19 protein-coding genes are annotated in these 17,572 nt (G+C 64.8%); 4 read left to right on the forward strand and 15 right to left on the reverse strand.

Features of this window, described 5'->3' with window-relative positions; genetic code table 11:
• Positions 1–36 precede the first annotated feature (36 nt).
• From ASD94_RS00895 to ASD94_RS22955, 5 genes are read right to left on the reverse strand one after another with little or no spacing between them, the layout of a single operon-like run.
• Positions 37–2,325, reverse strand: a complete 2,289-nt coding sequence (locus ASD94_RS00895) for a methyl-accepting chemotaxis protein (RefSeq protein ID WP_056637286.1) — start codon at positions 2,323–2,325, stop codon at positions 37–39.
• Positions 2,326–2,346: 21 nt separating this feature from the next.
• Entirely contained in the window at positions 2,347–2,874 is a 528-nt protein-coding gene (locus ASD94_RS00900; protein ID WP_056637289.1) for a chemotaxis protein CheW, read from the reverse strand.
• 15 nt (positions 2,875–2,889) lie between these two features.
• Positions 2,890–3,255: a PleD family two-component system response regulator gene (locus tag ASD94_RS00905; RefSeq protein ID WP_005796104.1), complete on the reverse strand. Its 366-nt coding sequence runs from the start codon at positions 3,253–3,255 to the stop codon at positions 2,890–2,892.
• Positions 3,255–3,653, reverse strand: coding sequence for a PleD family two-component system response regulator (locus ASD94_RS00910; RefSeq protein ID WP_005796099.1), 399 nt, complete (start codon positions 3,651–3,653; stop codon positions 3,255–3,257). Before ASD94_RS00910 ends, ASD94_RS00905 begins: the two co-directional genes overlap by 1 nt.
• Positions 3,654–3,712: 59 nt before the next feature.
• On the reverse strand, positions 3,713–3,886 hold the full coding sequence (locus ASD94_RS22955; RefSeq protein ID WP_082576697.1) for a rubredoxin: 174 nt from the start codon (positions 3,884–3,886) through the stop codon (positions 3,713–3,715).
• Between the two features lie 94 nt (positions 3,887–3,980).
• On the opposite strand from ASD94_RS22955, the gene ASD94_RS00915 reads away from it, so the two are divergent.
• Together ASD94_RS00915 and hemL are read left to right on the forward strand one after the other, a co-directional pair.
• A complete protein-coding gene (locus ASD94_RS00915; RefSeq protein ID WP_056637291.1) occupies positions 3,981–4,937 on the forward strand; it encodes a bifunctional hydroxymethylpyrimidine kinase/phosphomethylpyrimidine kinase in 957 nt (318 codons plus the stop codon).
• On the forward strand, positions 4,921–6,231 hold the full coding sequence (hemL, locus tag ASD94_RS00920) for a glutamate-1-semialdehyde 2,1-aminomutase (protein WP_056637294.1): 1,311 nt from the start codon (positions 4,921–4,923) through the stop codon (positions 6,229–6,231). Before ASD94_RS00915 ends, hemL begins: the two co-directional genes overlap by 17 nt.
• A 103-nt stretch (positions 6,232–6,334) precedes the next feature.
• Here hemL and ASD94_RS00925 read toward each other — a convergent pair whose 3' ends face one another.
• Positions 6,335–7,114 (reverse strand): IclR family transcriptional regulator C-terminal domain-containing protein, encoded by a 780-nt coding sequence (locus ASD94_RS00925; RefSeq protein WP_056637296.1) that lies wholly within the window; start codon positions 7,112–7,114, stop codon positions 6,335–6,337.
• Positions 7,115–7,374: 260 nt separating this feature from the next.
• Here ASD94_RS00925 and pobA point away from each other — a divergent pair, with 260 nt between their 5' ends.
• Positions 7,375–8,559, forward strand: coding sequence for a 4-hydroxybenzoate 3-monooxygenase (gene pobA / locus ASD94_RS00930; RefSeq protein WP_056637299.1), 1,185 nt, complete (start codon positions 7,375–7,377; stop codon positions 8,557–8,559).
• 52 nt (positions 8,560–8,611) lie between these two features.
• Here the strand turns inward: pobA and ASD94_RS00935 are convergent, their stop codons facing one another.
• From ASD94_RS00935 to ASD94_RS00955, 5 genes are all read right to left on the reverse strand, one after another.
• Positions 8,612–9,088 carry a c-type cytochrome gene (locus ASD94_RS00935; protein WP_056637302.1) on the reverse strand — a complete coding sequence of 159 codons (477 nt, stop codon included), beginning with the start codon at positions 9,086–9,088 and terminating at the stop codon, positions 8,612–8,614.
• Positions 9,089–9,129: 41 nt separating this feature from the next.
• Entirely contained in the window at positions 9,130–10,731 is a 1,602-nt protein-coding gene (gene purH / locus ASD94_RS00940) for a bifunctional phosphoribosylaminoimidazolecarboxamide formyltransferase/IMP cyclohydrolase (RefSeq protein WP_056637304.1), read from the reverse strand.
• A 95-nt stretch (positions 10,732–10,826) separates the two neighbouring features.
• Positions 10,827–11,060 carry a Fis family transcriptional regulator gene (locus ASD94_RS00945; protein ID WP_015015597.1) on the reverse strand — a complete coding sequence of 78 codons (234 nt, stop codon included), beginning with the start codon at positions 11,058–11,060 and terminating at the stop codon, positions 10,827–10,829.
• Positions 11,057–12,103 (reverse strand): tRNA dihydrouridine synthase DusB, encoded by a 1,047-nt coding sequence (gene dusB, locus ASD94_RS00950; protein WP_056637305.1) that lies wholly within the window; start codon positions 12,101–12,103, stop codon positions 11,057–11,059. Before dusB ends, ASD94_RS00945 begins: the two co-directional genes overlap by 4 nt.
• A 197-nt stretch (positions 12,104–12,300) precedes the next feature.
• Positions 12,301–12,879, reverse strand: coding sequence for a M15 family metallopeptidase (locus tag ASD94_RS00955; protein WP_056637308.1), 579 nt, complete (start codon positions 12,877–12,879; stop codon positions 12,301–12,303).
• A 151-nt stretch (positions 12,880–13,030) separates the two neighbouring features.
• Here ASD94_RS00955 and ASD94_RS00960 point away from each other — a divergent pair, with 151 nt between their 5' ends.
• On the forward strand, positions 13,031–13,513 hold the full coding sequence (locus ASD94_RS00960; RefSeq protein WP_056637313.1) for a YqaA family protein: 483 nt from the start codon (positions 13,031–13,033) through the stop codon (positions 13,511–13,513).
• Between the two features lie 21 nt (positions 13,514–13,534).
• Here the strand turns inward: ASD94_RS00960 and ASD94_RS23930 are convergent, their stop codons facing one another.
• The 4 genes from ASD94_RS23930 to ychF all read right to left on the reverse strand — a co-directional run bounded on the left by ASD94_RS23930 (position 13,535) and on the right by ychF (position 17,546).
• The gene (locus tag ASD94_RS23930) at positions 13,535–13,891 is read right to left on the reverse strand and encodes an ATP-binding protein (protein WP_235510517.1); all 357 of its coding nucleotides are present in this window, start codon (positions 13,889–13,891) and stop codon (positions 13,535–13,537) included.
• On the reverse strand, positions 13,800–15,179 hold the full coding sequence (locus ASD94_RS00965; RefSeq protein WP_235510519.1) for an AAA family ATPase: 1,380 nt from the start codon (positions 15,177–15,179) through the stop codon (positions 13,800–13,802). The genes ASD94_RS23930 and ASD94_RS00965 overlap by 92 nt, the downstream gene beginning before the upstream one ends.
• Before the next feature lie 255 nt (positions 15,180–15,434).
• Positions 15,435–16,313: an EamA family transporter RarD gene (gene rarD / locus ASD94_RS00970; RefSeq protein WP_056637315.1), complete on the reverse strand. Its 879-nt coding sequence runs from the start codon at positions 16,311–16,313 to the stop codon at positions 15,435–15,437.
• Between the two features lie 138 nt (positions 16,314–16,451).
• Entirely contained in the window at positions 16,452–17,546 is a 1,095-nt protein-coding gene (ychF, locus tag ASD94_RS00975; protein WP_056637318.1) for a redox-regulated ATPase YchF, read from the reverse strand.
• Between the last annotated feature and the right edge of the window lie 26 nt (positions 17,547–17,572).

The raw sequence follows: 17,572 nt of genomic DNA on the forward strand, positions 1-17,572 counted from the left end.
TGCAATGAGCCAGCTGGTTGATGACTAACTGCTGCGTCAGGCGATCTTGAACCGCGCCACCGATTGGCGCAGTTCCTCGGCCATGTGCGAAAGCTCGCGCACCTGCTGCGCAGTGGTGCGGGTACCTTCACCCGTCTGTTCGGTCACCGCAAAAATGTGCTGGATGTTGTCGGCCACTTCGTTGGCCAGAACAGCTTCCCGGGAAGTCGAAGACGAAATCTGCTCAATCAGTTCAGCCAGACGGCGCGACACGCGGTCAATCTCGGTCAGCGCGGTACCGGCGCTGTCAGACAGACGAGCCCCTTCCACCACACCCTGCGTGGAGCGCTCCATAGCGGCCACGGCATCCTGGGTGTCGGTCTGAATGGCTTTCACCAGGGCAGAAATCTGGCGCGTAGCGTCTGCGGAACGCTCAGCCAGACGCTGCACTTCTTCCGCCACCACCGAGAAGCCGCGACCAGCTTCACCGGCGGACGCTGCCTGAATGGCAGCGTTCAAGGCCAGCACGTTCGTCTGCTCGGTAATGTCGGAAATCAGCTCGGTAATTTCACCGATCTCCTGCGAGGATTCGCCCAGGCGCTTGATGCGCTTGGAGGTGTCCTGAATCTGGTCGCGGATGGAGTTCATACCGCCGATGGCGTTCTGCACGGCCTGCAGACCGGAGTCAGCCGCTTGCAGCGACTGGCGGGCCACCGTGGCGGACTCTTGCGCCTGTGTGGACACCTCGTTAATGCGGGTCGCCATGTCCAGAACGGAGCGGCCGGTTTCACGAATTTCGCGCAGCTGCTCGGTCGATGCGGCCAGCAGCTCGGTCGAGGTGTTATCCACCTGCGCGGTCGTCTGCGCCACGCGGGTGGCCGTGTTCTGCACGCTGCCCACCAGCTGGCGCAGTTCTTCCACCGTGTAGTTCACCGAGTCGGCGATGGCGCCCGTGATGTCTTCGGTCACGGTGGCTTCCTGGGTCAAGTCACCTTCAGCGACCGACTGCAGTTCGTTCATCAAACGCAAAATGGCGGCCTGGTTGGCGTCGTTGACGCGCTTGGCCTCTTGCTCCTGGCGCTTGGCGTCGCGTTGCTGATTTTCAGCCGCTGCTTGGCGACCACGGCTGTCCAGCAGCTGGACGCGCGAAATGCCGATACCGCACAGCAGCACGAACAAGCCTGCCAAGGCCAGAGCGGCGAACTGGCCTGCACCCAGACCGGTCTGCGCAGACAGCTTGGTTTGCAGCCCTTCCAGCTGGCGACGCAGTGGTTCGCTGTCGGCAATGATGGCGGACTGCGCTTCGCGGGCAGACACCAGACCTTGCAGGTTGCCCAGAATGGCACTGGCCTGGGTGCGGGTCTGTTCGTACAGCTTGATCAGGGCATCCAGTTGCTCGCGGGTCTGCGCGTCCTTGGTGGCGGACAGGCGCAGCTCGGGGCTGCCTTCGAGCAGGCCCTGTGCAATTTCCTTGAAGGAATTCAAATCCTTGCCCAGCAGGAACACCGCCTCGGGGCTCACGCCTTCCATGGTCTGGAATTCGTTGGCGGACTTGCCGATACGTTGCGTCAACATCACCAGCTGGCCCGCCGCAGAAATTTCGGCCGCAGGGGCGTTCTGTTGCAGCTTGAGCGAGGAGACCGTTTCGGCGATTTCCAGCAGGTCGGACGACTGGCGATTGATAGTGCGCAGAGCATCACCCACCTGTGTCAGGATCTTTTGCTGCCCCATCACCACGCTGGCATTGCGCTCGGCGCGTTCCATCAGGGGGTTGACGGCATCCAGATCGGGTTTGAAGGGTTCTCCCAGCGACTGAACACCCAGTTCGTTGTCACCCGCATTGAGGGCGCGCACGTTGCGGGCCAACACGCCAGAGCTTTCGACCACGTCGGGGAAGGCCTGTGGACTACCCACCAGCGCCTGTGACACCGACTTGGCCAGACGTTGCGACTGCATCAGAGACTGGCCGGTGGCAGCGAGCTGCTGCGCAGACCGGTCCGCTTGCTGCAACACCCAGCCGGCGATCAAGGCCAGCACCACCACACCCACGGCCAGCAGGGCCAGCAGACGGCGTTGGTGGCCAGCAGCGGTCGAGCGTCCCAGAAGCGGCAGGCTGATGAGATCCTCGTCAGCCTCGGGGGCAGTCAGTTCGGGGGTGTAGCCATCGGGATCGCCCTGGACACTGTTCATGCCTTCGGCCTGATAGGAGTCACGCAGTTGCGAACCGTCGAGCGCTCCCGTGGCCAGGACGTCCTGCCCATCGTCGGTCGTGCCGGTGGCTGCGCCAGCGTCAGGCGTGGCGGGTTTCCGGTTGAACAGTTTTCCAAATTGATTGACGACGGACATGGTGCAGCCTTACAGAAAAACTCAAGCACTGATGCTCAGGAAAGCGGGATGTTGGGACAGGATCTGCAAGTTCAGCTCCTGCCAGCGTGTGCCACTGGAATCGAGATAGGTGGTACCGAAGAAACTGGGCGAATCCTCGGCGGGCGGCTCGGACGACACGAACGCGTCCGTGCCACGCAGACCGGCAAGGCGGTCCACCAGCAAGGCAGCGTTGACTTCGAGCGCGGCATTGAACGCCAGCAGACTGGCTTCGGACAAGGCCTGCTCGGTGCGCGGGGCAGCAGAGCCCAGCAAACCGGCCAGATCGACCACGCCCACAAGGCCGCCGCGCAGGTTGGCCACACCCAGAAACCAGCTCTGGGTGTAAGGCACGGCCTGCACCGACACCCAGGGGAAGATCTCCCCGGACTGCCCCAGGGGCAGCAGATAGAAACTCCCGGCGGACTCTACAGCCAGCCAGGAGGACACGGACGTACCTTCGGACCTTGCCGCCTGCAAACGGCTGGCAAGTCGGGTCTGGAGCTCCCGTAGGGCTTCGCGGTTTGCCATGAGCGCGCCGCAGCCTCAGTTCAGAGCGTCGATTTTTGCCTGCAGCTCGGCGGGATCCACCGGCTTGGTGATGTAGCCGCGCGCACCTTGGCGCATGCCCCAGACACGGTCGGTTTCCTGGTTCTTGCTGGTGCACATGATGATGGGCACGTCGGCATAAAGGGGGTCGCGGGTAATGGCACGCGTGAGCTGAAAACCGTTTTGGCCAGGCATCACCACATCCATGAGGATGAGGTCAGGCTTTTCTTCGGCCAAGCGACGGAATGCCTCTTCGGCATTTTCTGCCGTACGGACTTGCATGCCTTTTTTCTGAAGCAGGTCCGTCAAAAACATCAACTCGGTCTTCGAGTCGTCGACGACCAATACTTTCTGAATGGGCATTACATGGCTCCTTGTTGGGAATTGCCAAACTGCTGCACGGCCTGCAACAGCTGGTCTTTGGTAAACGGCTTGGTGAGATATTCCTGGCAGCCGACCATGCGCCCACGCGCTTTGTCGAACACGCCGTCCTTGGAGGACAGCATCACTACCGGAGTATCTGCAAAACGGGCATTGCGCTTGATGATGGCGCAGGTCTGGTACCCGTCGAGCTTGGGCATGAGGATGTCGCAAAAAATCAGCTGAGGCTGGTAATCATTGACTTTGGCCAAAGCATCAAAGCCGTCGTCGGCCAACAAGACTTCGTGCCCCCCCTGCTTGAGAAAAATCTCGGCGCTTCGACGGATGGTGTTGCTGTCATCCACCACGAGCACTTTGAAAGATGCGCCTGTTGTAGTCAATTGTCACTGCTCCCGATGGAGAAAATAAACAACGCAGCAGCAAATGGTGCTGAAGCGCCTCAGATCTGGACCATCTCGAAATCTTCCTTGCGGGCGCCACATTCTGGGCAGGTCCAATTCATTGGAACCTGATCCCATGGCGTGCCAGGTGCAATGCCGTGCTCGGGAGAACCCTCTGCTTCGTCATAAATCCAGCCGCAAATCAAACACATCCAAGTTTTAAAGTCGGTCACAGCTTAAAGGGCCTTCACATAGAATGCAACGATTGTATCTAGCGATTTCCGCGGCCTGCAGCTTCCGTGCCACCCCTCCAGCAGGATCTGGTCCATGACCATCAAAGCCCCCCTTCCCCCCTCCGAAATTCCCGATATTGACGACGATGACGCGGAGGAAGCGAGCCCGGCTTGTGTGCTGGTATTCAACGCCAGCGACCCCAGCGGAGCCGGCGGACTGACCGCCGACATCACGACCATTGCATCGGTGGGCGGACACCCGATCGCCGTGGTCACCGGAGCCTATGCCCGCGACACCGCTCAGATTTTCGACCACTTCTGCCTCGACGACGAGGCTGTGTCCGAGCAGGCGCGCGCCGTGCTGGAAGACCTGCCCGTGCAGGCGATCAAGGTCGGCTTTGTCGGCAGCCCCGAGAACATCAGCACCATTGCCGAGATCACGACCGACTACGACGAAGTCCCCGTGATCGCCTACATGCCCAACCTGTCCTGGTGGCGGGAAGAGCTGATTGACGAGTACCTCGACGCCTTCCGCGAGCTGCTGCTGCCCCAGACCTCGGTGTTGGTTGGAAACCACAGCACGCTGTGGCGCTGGCTGCTGCCGGACTGGACGGGCGAGCGCAGCCCCACCGCGCGCGACATTGCCCGCGCAGCCTCCGAGATGGGCGTGCCTTACACATTAGTCACTGGCATCCCCTTGCCCGAGCAATTTGTGGAGAACGTGCTGGCCTCACCCCAGACCGTGCTGGGCAGTGGCAAGTTCGAGCTGTTCGACGCCACCTTCTCCGGAGCGGGAGACACCCTGTCGGCCGCCCTCACCGCCCTGGTGGCCAGCGGCAACGATCTGGGCGAAGCCACCAGCGAAGCGCTGGGCTACCTCGACCGCTGCCTGGACGCGGGCTTTCGCCCCGGCATGGGGCACATCGTGCCCGACCGCATGTTCTGGGCGCAGCCGGAAGACGACGAGAACGACAGCGAAGAAGAACCCACGATTGATGAAGCACAAGCCCTTGAGGGCTTTGTGATGCCCCCCCATGACACCAAACACTGATCTCAATATTGCCCTGTTCGAACGCGCCAAGGCGCTGATTCCCGGCGGCGTGAATTCGCCCGTGCGGGCCTTCAAGGCCGTGGGCGGCACGCCCCGCTTTGTGAAACGCGCACAAGGCGCCTACTTCTGGGACGCCAACGACCAGCGCTTCATCGACTACATCGGCTCTTGGGGCCCCATGATCCTGGGGCACGGCCACCCGGCGGTGCTGGAAGCCGTGCAGAAGGCCGCACTCGAAGGCTTCAGCTTTGGCGCACCGACCGAGCGCGAAGTGGAGCTGGCCGAAGAGATCCTGAGCCTGGTGCCCTCGATGGAGATGATCCGCCTTGTGAGCTCGGGCACCGAAGCGGGCATGAGCGCCATTCGCCTGGCCCGCGGCGCCACGGGCCGCAGCAAGTTCATCAAGTTCGAGGGCTGCTACCACGGCCATGCCGACTCGCTGCTGGTCAAGGCCGGCTCGGGCCTGGCCACGTTTGGCAATGCCACCAGCGCCGGTGTGCCGCCTGAAGTGGTGCAGCACACCTTGGTGCTCGAATACAACAACGTTGCCCAGCTCGAAGAAGCCTTTGCCCTGCACGGCAAGGAGCTGGCCTGCGTGATGATCGAACCTATTGCGGGCAACATGAACCTGGTGCGCGCCAGCGTGCCGTTCATGAAGCGCTGCCGCGAGCTGTGCACCGAATACGGTGCGCTGCTGGTGCTGGATGAAGTGATGACGGGCTTTCGCGTGGCCCTGGGCAGCGCGCAAAGCGTGTACGCCAAGAGCATCCCTGGCTTCCAACCCGACCTCACCGTGCTGGGCAAGGTGATCGGCGGCGGCATGCCGCTGGCGGCGTTTGGCGGCCCGCGCGCCATCATGGAACACCTCGCGCCGCTGGGCGGCGTGTACCAGGCAGGCACATTGTCGGGCAACCCAGTAGCCACGGCCTGCGGGCTGGCCACCCTGCGCGAGATCAAGAAGCCTGGCTTCTTCGATGCGCTGTCGGCCCGCACCCGCTCGCTGGTCGATGGGCTGCAAGCCGCCGCCACGGCAGAGGGGGTGCCGTTCTGCGGCGACTGCGAGGGCGGCATGTTCGGCTTCTTCCTGCTGCCCGAGCTGCCGCAAAACTACGCCCAGGTGCTAAAGACCGACAGTGCGCGCTTCAACCAACTGTTCCACGGCCTGCTGGACCGGGGCATCTACATTGCACCGGCCTTGTACGAAGCCGGTTTCGTGAGCGCCGCCCATACTGCCGACGACGTGGCAGCCACCGTGGCTGCGGCGCGCGAAGTGTTCAAAACGCTCTCAAAATAATAGCTGGTAGCGCATACTGCACTAGCACTTGATGCCAATTTGACACTGAATGGCCCTCACGAGGGCCATTTCTCATGGCGTCGAGGCTTGCGACGAAGGAGACTCACAGCAGTCCGCGCAACTCGCGGGCAGCGTCTTGCAGCAACGGCAGCATGTCGCGCTGCAGGCTGCCCTCGTCCATCTGCTTGGGCGATGCCACCACGTTGAGCGCCGCCACCGTGTGGCCCTGCAGGTTGCGCAGCGGCACGGCCAGCGCATGCACGCCCAGCTCGTGCTCCTCCACCGCCAGGCAATAGTCGTCGCGCCGCACCTTGGTGATCACCTGCCGCAGCGGGCCCACCTGCGTGATCGTCAGCGGCGTGAGGCGGTGCAGGGGCCGGTTCTTGAGCCAGGCCGTCAGCTCCGCCGGGGGCAGCGCCGCCAGCAACACCCGCCCGGTGGACGTAGGGTGGGCCGGCAGCCGCGCGCCCAGGTGCAAGCCATAGGCCAGCACCCGCGCCGGCGCGCCATACACGCCGCTGCGCGCCACGATCACCACCTCATCCCCATCCAGCACCACCGCCGAGAACGACTGCTGGGTTTGCGCGGCCAGCCGGTTCAGCGTGGGCTGCAGCACGCGCGGCAGCCGTGCAGACGCAAGGTAGCTGCCCGAAAACCGCAGCACCTTGGGCGCCAGCCAGAAGTAGCTGCCATCCGTCTCCAGATACCCCAGGTGCGCCAGCGTCAGCAGGTGCCGCCGCGCCGCCGCGCGCGTGAGGCCCGTGCGTTGCGCCGCCAGGGTGGCGTTCAGGCGCTGGCGCTCGGTGTCAAAACTTTCCAGCACGGCCATGCCCTTGGCCATGCCTTCAATGAAGTCTGCCTTGGCGATGGGGGTGGAGGCCATGAGAGGTGATGAGTGAATTGCAGGTGGATGGACTCGGGGGGACACCAGCGCTGGCGGAGGCCCTGCAGCGACTCAGAGCCATGGCGGCCCAGGTTGCAGACGCGGCCACCCTTGAGACTGCGCGATCATCGCACAAAGCATCGACTGATCGCACGAAATCGGCGTTGTCGGATATCGCTTTGATCTGGATCAACCTACGCTCAAGGCCATTGGTTTTCGGTATCTCCCCAGCTTCCACATCCCTTTCCCAGAGGTTTCCCATGCGCACCCAGGTTGCCATCATTGGTGCCGGCCCCGCCGGCCTGCTGCTCGGTCAGTTGCTCCACAAGTCTGGCGTTGACGCCGTCATCATCGAGCAGCGCAGCCCCGACTACGTGCTCGGCCGCATCCGCGCCGGGGTGTTGGAGAAGGTCTGCATGGACCTGCTGGACCAGGCAGGCGTGAGCGCCCGCGCCCATGCCGAGGGCCTGCCGCACGACGGCATCGAGCTGCTGTTCAAGGGCCGGCGCCACCGCATCGACCTGCACGAACTGACCGGCGGCAGCCGCGTGACGGTGTACGGCCAGACCGAAGTGACGCGCGACCTGATGGATGCGCGTGCAGCAGCAGGCCTGACCACCGTGTACGACGCGCAGAACGTGCAAGTGCACGACTTTGACGGCCAACACCCGCGCGTGACGTACGAGAAGGACGGCCAGACCCATGAGCTGGCCTGCGACTTCATCGCGGGCTGCGACGGCTACCACGGCGTGTGCCGCGCCAGCGCCCCGGCCGACCTGCTCAAAACCTACGAGCGCGTGTACCCCTTTGGCTGGCTGGGTGTGCTGGCCGACGTGCCGCCCGTGTCGCACGAACTCATCTACGCCAACACCGAGCGCGGCTTTGCGCTGTGCAGCATGCGCAGCGCCACGCGCAGCCGCTACTACGTGCAGGTGCCCACCACCGACAAGGTCGAGAACTGGACCATCGACCAGTTCTGGACCGAGCTGGGCAACCGCCTGGACCCCGAGGCCCGCGCCAACCTGGTGACCGGTCCGGCGCTGGAGATGAGCATCGCCCCGCTGCGCAGCTTTGTGGCCGAACCCATGCGCTTTGGCCGCATGTTCCTGGCCGGTGATGCCGCCCACATCGTGCCCCCCACCGGTGCCAAGGGCCTGAACCTGGCCGCCAGCGACGTGGGCTATCTGTGGACCGCCCTGTCCGAGTTCTACAACGAGAAATCGTCCGTGGGCATCGACACCTACTCCGACCGCTGCCTGCGCCGCGTGTGGCGTGCCGAGCGCTTCTCTTGGTGGTTCACCTCGCTGATGCACCGCTTTCCGGAAACCGGCGAGTTTGGCCAGAAGATCCAGGAGGCTGAGCTGGACTACCTGGTGCACTCCCGTGCGGCCTCGGTGTCGCTGGCGGAAAACTATGTGGGCCTGCCAATGAACTTTGGGGCCTGAGCCCCAGCGGGCATCTCGCCCCTCACCCCTGTAGCCCCGGTCGCCATCGCCGTCAGCGTGGCGCCGATGCGGCCTCTGAGACAGGCGCCCCGGGTGCCGCAGCAGACGGCAGCGGCAGCGACACCAGCCACTGCGCCATCTCACGCGCCTGGCTTTCCGTGACTTGCGGGTGGCGTGGCATCACGGTGCGGCCCCATTCGCCCACACTGCCGTTGCGGATCTTGCCGGCCAGGTAATCGACCACGTCGGCGCTGTCACGGTACCGCGCTGCAATCTGCTGAAACGAAGGGCCGACGTAGTGGCGCTCCATGCCATGGCAGCGCAGGCAATCGGATGCTTCCACCAGGCGAAGTCCGGCCGATGCGGAGGGCGGTGAGGCAGCGCTGCCTTGCCCGCCAGCACCTGGCCCCGGCTGCAGCATGCGCCAGCCCAGGTTGAGCATGCCCAACACCACCAGCGCCATGAACACCGCCAGGGCCCACCCCAGCCAGCGAGGCCGGGGTGGCGGGGTCTCATCGTCGCGGTGCATGCACGCGCACCGCTACAAGACCCGTTGCGATCACCGTCATCTCAATGGCGGAAGTGGCGCACGCCGCTGAAGACCATGGCCACGCCGCGCTCGTTGGCAGCGTCGATCACTTCGTTGTCGCGCATCGAACCACCGGGCTGGATCACGCAGGTCGCACCCGCATCTACCACCACGTCCAGGCCGTCGCGGAAGGGGAAGAACGCATCGCTCGCCACGACCGTGCCTTGCAAGGTCAGGCCTGCGTGGCCCGCCTTGATGCTAGCGATGCGGGCGGAGTCCAGGCGGCTCATCTGGCCGGCGCCCACGCCCATGGTCATGCCGCCCTTGCAGAAGACGATGGCATTGCTCTTGACGTACTTGGCGACCTTCCAGGCGAACAGCAGGTCTTCCATCTCTTCGAGCGTAGGCTGTTTCTTGGTCACGACCTTGAGGTCGATGAGCGACAGCTCGTGGTTGTCAGCGGTCTGCAGCAGCAGGCCCGAGCCAATGCGCTTGGCGTCCATGGCGTTGCGGCCACGCTCCCAGTCGGTGCTGCCACCGTGGGCGGGCAGCGCGATCTTGAGCAGGCGCACGTTGGCCTTGGCCTTGAAGATCTCCAGCGCCTCGGCGGTGAAGTCGGGGGCCATCAGCACTTCGACAAACTGCTTGCTGACCTGGGCTGCAGCCGGGCCGTCCACCACGCGGTTGAAGGCGATGATGCCGCCAAAGGCGCTGGTGGGGTCGGTCTGGAAGGCCTTGCTGTAGGCGCTCAGTGCGTCCAGGCCTACGGCCACGCCGCAGGGGTTGGCGTGCTTGACGATCACGCAGGCCGCGGCTTCAAAGCTCTTCACGCATTCCCACGCGGCATCGGCGTCGGCAATGTTGTTGTAGCTCAGCTCCTTGCCCTGCAGTTGCACACCGGTAACCAGCGAGCCGGGTGCGGGGTACAGGTCGCGGTACAGCGCGGCTTGCTGATGGCTGTTTTCACCGTAACGCAGGTCTTGCACCTTGGTGAAGATGCCATTGCTCTGGCCAGGGAACTGGGTACGCGTGGGCACGTAGGTTTCCGACAGCTTTTCTGCTTCGAACGTGACGGACGAGAGGTAGTCACTGATCGCGCCGTCGTACTGGGCGATGCGGTTGAACGCCGCCACCGACAGCGCAAAGCGCAGCTTGTCGCTCAATTTGCCACCGGCCTTCAGTTCGGCCAGCACGGCGTCGTACTGGTCGGCCGACGTGATCACGCCCACGTCCTTCCAGTTCTTGGCAGCGCTGCGCACCATGGCGGGGCCACCGATGTCGATGTTCTCGATGGCGTCGGCCAGCGTGCAGCCCGCCTTGGCCACGGTCGCTTCAAACGGATAGAGGTTGACCACCAGCAGGTCGATGGTGTCGATGCCGTGCTCCTTCAGCGCGGCCATGTGTTCGGGCAGCTCGCGGCGGGCCAGCAGGCCGCCGTGCACCTTGGGGTGCAGCGTCTTCACGCGGCCGTCGAGCATTTCGGGAAACTGGGTGACCTCGGCCACTTCGGTCACGGGCAGGCCCTTGTCGGCCAGCAGCTTGGCGGTGCCGCCGGTGGACAGCAGCTTGATGCCCAGTGCGTGCAGCGCTTGCGCGAATTCGACGATGCCGGTCTTGTCAGAGACGGAGAGGAGTGCGTTCATGGTGGTGGTGCGGAGGTTTTGAATAAAAACGGGCTGTAGTGCTAGTGCATCATGCGCAAACAGCTACAAAATAAATAGCAATTAGACGAACTCGGTCAGAGCAGCTTGTGCTCGACCAGCTTCTTGCGCAGGGTGTTGCGGTTCAAGCCCAGCCATTCGGCTGCGCGCGACTGGTTGTTGTCGGCCTGCTGCATCACGACTTCCAGCAGCGGCCTCTCGACCACACGTACCAGCATGTCGTACATGCCATCGGGCGTCTCGCCGCCCAGGTCGCGAAAGTAGCCCTGCAGGCTCTCGCGCACGCATTCTTCTATGTGTTTCTTGCTCATGCAGCCAATCCCTCTTGTTCTTCTGTGTCGGCATCCACGTCGGTGGCAGCAGGCAGTCGGTCCATCTGCTGGCCCAGGGCGTCCAGGTAGTCGGCCACTGCCTGCCACTGCGTGGTGCAGTCTTCGATCGTATTGATGTGTGCCCGCAGGGCCTCGCCGCCCGGCAGTGTGCGCAGGTACCAGGCAATGTGCTTGCGCGCACTGCGTACGCCGGTCAGCTCGCCGTACAGGCTGTAGTGGTCGTGCAGGTGGTCCAGTAGCAGGCGGCGCACCTCGGCCACCAGCGGTGGTGCCAGGTGTTCGCCCGTGGCCAGAAAGTGGCCGACCTCGCGGAAGATCCACGGCCGGCCTTGGGCGGCACGGCCGATCATGATCGCGTCGGCGCCGGTGGCGGCCAGCACGTCGCGCGCCTTCTCGGGCGATGTGATGTCGCCGTTGGCCACCACGGGCACCTTCACGGCCGCCTTGACGGCTGCGATGGTGTCGTACTCGGCTTGACCTTTGTAGCCCTGCTCGCGCGTGCGGCCGTGCACGGTGAGCATCTGGATGCCCACGGCCTCGAACTGGCGCGCGAGCTGCACAGCGTTCTTGTGCTCCTGGCACCAGCCGGTGCGCATCTTCAGCGTGACGGGCACGTTGAAAGGCGCGCAGGCCTCGACCACGGCAGCGGCAATTTCCACCGCCAATGCCTCGTTCTGCATCAGCGCAGAGCCCGCCCATTTGTTGCACACCTTCTTGGCCGGGCAGCCCATGTTGATGTCGATGATCTGCGCACCGCGTTCCACGTTGTAGACCGCGGCCTCGGCCATCATCGGCGCATCGGTGCCGGCGATCTGCACGGCAATGGGCCCCGGCTCCCCCTCATGGTTGGCTCGGCGCGAGGTCTTGAGGCTGTTCCACAAGTCCTTGCGCGAGGTCACCATCTCGCTCACCGCGTAACCCGCGCCCAGCGCCTTGCACAGCTGGCGGAACGGCCGGTCGGTGACGCCCGCCATCGGGGCGACGAACAACCGGTTCGCCAGTGGAATGTGGCCAATTTGCATGAGCGGGGAGGGGCAGCGAGAGGCAGCAAAAGATGCTGAAAAAGGAGGCGGGATTGTACCTGCTCAAAATTTCAGCAACTGAAATGGGGCGCACACAGTTTCTATCTGCGGTCCGGGCTCCATTGACTCAGCCCCATGGACACGCACCCTCGCCTCTCGCACCCTGTAGCCGCTCGACCCCAGGGCAGGGTCTTACCTCACCGCGCGGCCAGATCGGTGTCTGCAGGCTGTGCCGGCGGAGCGCCCCGCTGCGCGAAATGCCACCAAGCATCTGGCAGATTGTCGAACTGGTGGCGCGCCATGAGCGTGCGCAGCCACTGGCGGTTGTGCAACACATCGGGCGAGAAGCCGCTGGCCCCGGCTGCCGCGCCTGACAGCACCGCGCCCGACGGTGTACCCATGTCCACCGCCTGCCCATCGGCCAGCGGCCCGCGCACCACCTTGTGCGCCTTGGTGCCATCCAGCACCTGCACCTGCACCACCCAGCCGCCGCCGGCAGTGCAGGTAGCCTGCAACGCCATGCCTTGGGGCTGCAACTCGCGGCCAATGCGTTCCAGCGCAGGCCGCGCGGTGGGCTCTTGGTCGCAAGACGCCGTGGCGGGCTCCCACAGGGCTGGTCCCCCTTGCAGCCCCGGCGCAGGTACGGCGGCCTGAGGGCTGTGCGCACAGGCCGCCAGCAACAGCGCCACAGCCACCGACGACCACCGGGTCGCGGGGGGGCAGGGAGCAGCGGGGCGGGAGTGGTGGGGCGTGGGTGCGGCGGGCAGGACCAGCATGGGCGACCTCCTGGGGTTGTCATTCAGGGCCAATGTGCATTCACAATACAAAAGCCCCCGGCGCCCGACCATGCGCCAATGACGCGCGCCGTTGTAGGACAGAGCCCCCAGGGGCAAAAGAGGCCCACACCGCCCTCTACACTCAACGGCTATGGAAATCTGGATGCACCAGTTGCTCGAATGGCTGGCCTTGCCGCAGTTCGGCCTGAGTACGGTCTTCGTGGTGTCGTTCATCTCGGCCACGCTGCTGCCGCTGGGGTCAGAGCCCGCCGTCTTTGGCCTGATCAAGCTCAACCCCGACCTGTTCTGGCCCGCCATTCTGGTGGCCACTGTGGGCAACACCCTGGGCGGCGGCGTGAGCTGGTGGATGGGCTTGGGGGCGCACAAGGCGGTGGACAAGGCGCGGGGCAATGCCACGGAAGTGCGGGCACTGAACTGGCTCAAGCGCTTTGGCGCGCGTGCCTGCCTGCTGAGCTGGCTGCCCGTGGTGGGTGACCCGCTGTGCGCGGTGGCCGGCTGGCTCAAGCTGCCATTCTGGCCATGTATGGCCTATATGGCCATGGGCAAGTTCCTGCGCTATCTGGCAATGACCAGCGTGCTGCTGTACTTCATGCCGGGGCACCTGTCGGTGTAGCAGTACGCCGGTCGCCGGGGGTCAGGGCGGCAACAGCAGGTCCCAGTCCACGGGCGCCGTGGTGTCCACGTGCAGGGTGATGGCCTCTTCGTGGGGCTGCAGCGGGTGGGCGCGGGCCCACTGGGCGTCGAGCACCGAAACATCCGCCTCAGACGCACCGCCTTCGGCCAACGCACGCAGGCGCACACGCTCGCGCAACACCTGCAAAGGGGCCTCGAACGACAGGATGTGACACGGCACCTGCACAGACTCGGCCAGGGCCAGGGCCAGGAACAGCGCGCGGGCATCACGGTCCAGGAACGTGGCATCCACGATCACGGAGTAGCCTGCCGCCAGCACCTCGCGCGCCACCTGCGCCAGTCGCTCGTGCGTGTGCACGCGTGGCCTCGGCGGTGTAGATGCCACCCGGTATGCCATCGCTGGCAGCCTCTGGCGCCAGTCCAAACAGGCGCTTGCGCTCCACATCGGCCCGCACGCGCACCATTCCACGCTGGCACGCCAGGGTCAACGCATGGGTACTTTTGCCTGCACCGGAAAAGCCCTGGGCCAGCCACAACGCGGCAGGACGTGCTACCGGCCAGCGCGCAGCCGGTTGCCCCGTCCACCACGCCGCCAGTTCCAGATACCTCTCCACGGCTGGCACAGCCTGCGCGCCGCTGGCACCCCCCGGTGGATGGCGCCTCAGGGCGGCAACCCGCGCCCGCACCAGGGCACGGTAGCAACCGTAGTAACGCAACACCAAGAGGCCTGAATAGTCGCCCGTGTGCTCCAGCCACCGGTTCACAAAGCGCCAGGCGAGATCCGTCCGGCCATGGGCCGCGAGATCCATCACCACAAAGGCAATGTCAGCCACGCAGTCGATCCAGCGCAAGGCAGCGTTGAACTCGAGGGCGTCGAACAGCTGCGCCTGGCCGTCGATGAGCGCAATGTTGGCCAGATGCAAATCGCCATGGCATTCGCGCACCCGGCCGCCCGCCCGCCGTACCTCGAACACGGGGGCCAGCGCCTGCGCTTGCTGCTGGCACCAGTCGGCCACCTGCTCCAGCAACGGGCCCAGACCGGGCAGTGTGGCTGCCACCGGGGCGCGCAGGGCGGCCAGGCAGTCGTCCACCGGCGCACGCACAGCCGCCGCCGAGCCCCAAACCTCAGCGCCTGTAGCGACCGCGGCAGCGGCATGGAGCTGCGCCACATGGCGTGCCAGCTGATCGATCTGCGCGGGCGCCACGCTATGCTCGTCCACAGCCGTAGCAAGCAGTGCATCCTGGGAAAACCGCCGCATCCACACAGCGGGTTCGGCGCCAGGCGGAGCGTCTTGCCAGGGCACCAGCCGGAGCGTGGCGGGCGCGTCCTCTGCCGCAACGACGACCAAGCCCACCAGGCCCAGGTACAGGCCTGGTGCCGTGCGGCGGTTGATGCGCAGTTCTTCCTCGCAGGCTGCGTGCCGCAGCGCCTGGGTGCTGAAGTCCAGAAAATCCAGCTGCAATGGCTTCTTGAACTTGTAGGCAAAGTCACCAGCCAGCAGCACCCAGGAGATATGGGTCTCTATGCACTCCACCGCTCCCTGCGAATCAGCCGGAGGGGGAAAAGCCTGTGGCTGGTGCTGCAAGAGGTGCACGTGCCGCCGGGCAATAGCGAATGCAGCCGTCAGGTCGGTGGATGAGGGCATGGGCTGGACACCGGGGCACCAACGCGCAACCGCGAGGAAGGCGCCAAGCACCCGGTGCAAGGGGATAGGAAATGGAACCAGGCACCCAGTGTGGGCATTGCAGTCCGCATGTCAACCCGGCGCGTACAAACAAGGTATCCGACGGCGGCAACAGGTTTTTTTCAAACAGTTCGCGGACTGTGGCGTGCGGTGGCAAAGAACGAACAGCGCGTTTCCCCCGCATCCCAGCGGCAGCAGCGATCCGTCTCTGCCGGATCAGGCAACCGCCACGCGCTGACGCGTCCACCAGCCCTCCACGCTGTACACCACCAGCGCGGCCCAGATCAACACGAAACCGACCAGACGCGCGGGCTGAAAGGTCTCGTGGTACACCCACACCCCCAGCCCGAACTGCAGGCTGGGAGAGATGTACTGCAGGATGCCGAGTGTGGACATGGGGATGCGTCGCGCGCCAGCGGCAAACAGCAGCAAGGGGATGGCGGTCATGGGCCCGGCCAACAGCAGCCACCCCACGGTGGACAGGTCCCCGTGCACCAGCGCGCCCTGCCCTTGCCAGCTCCACCACGCCAGCACCACAGCAGCCACCGGCGCCAGCATCAGCGTCTCCAGGGTGAGCCCCTCCAGCGCGCCCAGCACTGCCACCTTGCGCAGCAGGCCATAAAAGCCAAAGGTCAGCGCCAGCACCAGCGCGATCCAGGGCAGGCGCCCTGCCTGCACTGCCAGCCACAGCACACCGGCTGCGGCTACCGCCACCGCCAGCCATTGGCCTGGCCGGGGGCGCTCGCGCAAAAACACGAAGCCCAGCGCCACGTTCACCAGCGGCAAGATGAAATACCCCAGGCTGGCATCGACCACGTGGTGGTTCTGCACCGCCCACACGTAGGTCAGCCAGTTGCCCGACAACAGCACCGCCGACAGCGCAAAGGCGCCCAGCACCCTGGGCTGGCGCAGCACGGCCCCCATCCACGCCCATTGCCTGCGGACGGCCAGCAACCCCAGCACCACCACCAGCGACCACAGCGTGCGGTGCATCACCACCTCCAGCGATGGCACATCGGCCACCTGCTTGAAGTACAGGGGGAATAAGCCCCATGCGACATAGGCGAGGGCGGCGTAGAGGATTCCGGTATTCATGCGCAAAACCCCACAACGGGTAAATGGGTGGACGGCCGCGGGATCGATCGGCGGCATCGCCAGAAAAAATCCCTGCCAGCCCAAGGGCAGACAGGGATGGCGGGGAGCACGGCAGACCCACACGGGTCTGCGGGGTGGTCACACGTTGAAGAGGAAATTCAGAACGTCGCCATCCTTGACCACGTATTCCTTGCCTTCGGCGCGCATCTTGCCCGCATCCTTGGCTCCCTGCTCGCCCTTGTAGGCAATGAAGTCCTCAAAGGCAATGGTCTGCGCACGGATGAAGCCGCGCTCGAAGTCGCCGTGGATCACGCCAGCCGCCTGGGGCGCGGTATCGCCGATGTGGATGGTCCAGGCGCGCACCTCCTTCACGCCGGCGGTGAAGTACGTCTGCAGGCCCAGCAGCTTGAAAGCGCCACGGATCAGGCGCGCGAGGCCTGGTTCGGTCTGGCCCATCTCGGCCAGGAACATGTCGCGATCTTCATCGCTCATCTCGGCCATTTCGGCTTCCATCTTGGCGCAGATGGCCACCACGGGGGCGTTCTGGCTGGCGGCGTATTCCTTGAGGCGGTCCAGGAACGGATTGTTTTCGAAACCGTCTTCGCTCACGTTGCCCACAAACATGGCGGGCTTGGCCGTGATGAGGCACAGGGACTTGAGCAGGGGCTGCTCTTCCTTGGTGATCTCGACCGAGCGGGCAGGCTTGCCTTCGTTGAGCGCGGCCTGGATGCGTGTGAGCAGCGCCACCAGCTTGGCGGCGTCCTTGTCGTTGCCCGACTTGGCGGCCTTGGTATAGCGGTTGAGCGCCTTTTCCACGGTGCCCATGTCCGCCAGGCACAGCTCGGTCTGGATCACTTCGATGTCCGAGATGGGGTCCACACGGCCAGCCACGTGGATCACGTTGTCGTCTTCAAAGCAGCGCACCACGTTCACGATGGCGTCGGTTTCACGGATGTGGGCCAGGAACTGGTTGCCCAGGCCTTCGCCCTGGCTGGCACCAGCCACCAGGCCGGCAATGTCCACAAATTCGACGATGGCGGGAACGATGCGTTCGGGCGAGATGATCCCGGCCAGTTGCTGCAGGCGGGGGTCCGGCACTTCCACTACGCCGACATTGGGCTCGATGGTGCAGAAGGGATAGTTCTCGGCGGCAATGCCAGCCTTGGTCAGCGCGTTGAAAAGGGTGGACTTGCCGACGTTGGGCAGGCCCACGATGCCGCATTGGAGGCTCATGGCAGGGCTTTCTGGTGTTCTGGAGA

Source organism: Acidovorax sp. Root70, from assembly GCF_001428225.1.
Classification (GTDB): domain Bacteria; phylum Pseudomonadota; class Gammaproteobacteria; order Burkholderiales; family Burkholderiaceae_C; genus Acidovorax.